This is a genomic window from Aeromonas sp. QDB68, from assembly GCF_027707405.1.
GTDB lineage: Bacteria > Pseudomonadota > Gammaproteobacteria > Enterobacterales > Aeromonadaceae > Aeromonas > Aeromonas caviae.
The window spans coordinates 1-904 of the sequence record NZ_JAPCIQ010000229.1 but is presented as its reverse complement, the minus strand read 5'-3'; the positions used below and the strand labels follow the sequence as shown (position 1 = coordinate 904).

Below are 904 nucleotides of genomic sequence, written 5' to 3'. Positions count from 1 at the left end.
CAGGGTGAGAGCGTGAACATTTTGTTAAATTTCACCCAGTTTTTTGAGACCCGCATTGAGTACCGTTTCCAGATATTCACTGCTCATTCCTGCGATTTTTTGCTTCCGTCTTACGCTCGCCTTGCGTGAAGTCTCGGCCCTGAGCATGTTCAGCCCCATGTGCCGGATGCACGCCAAAATCTCTGCGGCATCACCGCGATAAATCGGGCAATCATCCTCGCCCATCGTGACGTCCAGCACCCAGTGCAGGCTATTTTCGATGGCCCAGTGCCCACGCACCGCTCGCGCAAACTCATCCTGCACCAACGCTTTGGAACTGATGAAATAACGCTGCTCTATGGTAATTTTTTGCATATTTTCAACGCGATAGGAGATGGCCACGCCAATGCTGTGCAACTGTTTCCAATGAGGAAACTGGGCGGCCAACTCGCCCGCCGCCATGACATGGTACTCACGACCATCGATGCGGCCATGAGCCTTCTCAAGCGTCATCGTCTCTGCGCATAACGGGGTGGCCGCCAGCGGGGCGAGGGCCTGTCGAACCGCCTCGAACAACTTGGGTTGGTTGCCTTTGACGGCCAATAAGTAATCGCCACCTTGCTGAAGGATGGTCTCGGCGATCTCGGTCTGGCACCCCATCGCATCGATGGATACCAGGCAGCCTTTGATGTCGAGCAGCGCCAGCAACTCGGGAATAGCGGTAATTTCATTGGACTTGGCGTCGGTTTTTATCTGTCCGAGCACCAGCTTATTGGCGGCGGCATAGGCACTGACCATGTGAATGGTCGACGTTCGATCCTCACGGTCATAGGAACTGCGCAGGGTTTTGCCATCGATAGCGACCAGGGCGCCATCGGTGTGCTGGTTAATGGCTTGAGTCCACCGCACAAAGGCGGCCTGAAAC

1 protein-coding gene is annotated in these 904 nt (G+C 55.2%); it reads right to left on the bottom strand.

The window, feature by feature from the left end; genetic code table 11:
* Window positions 1-24: 24 nt before the first annotated feature.
* Window positions 25-904 (bottom strand): ISAs1-like element ISAs12 family transposase (locus tag PG892_RS22380; protein ID WP_270825922.1); only part of this gene is annotated, 880 nt, incomplete at its 5' end.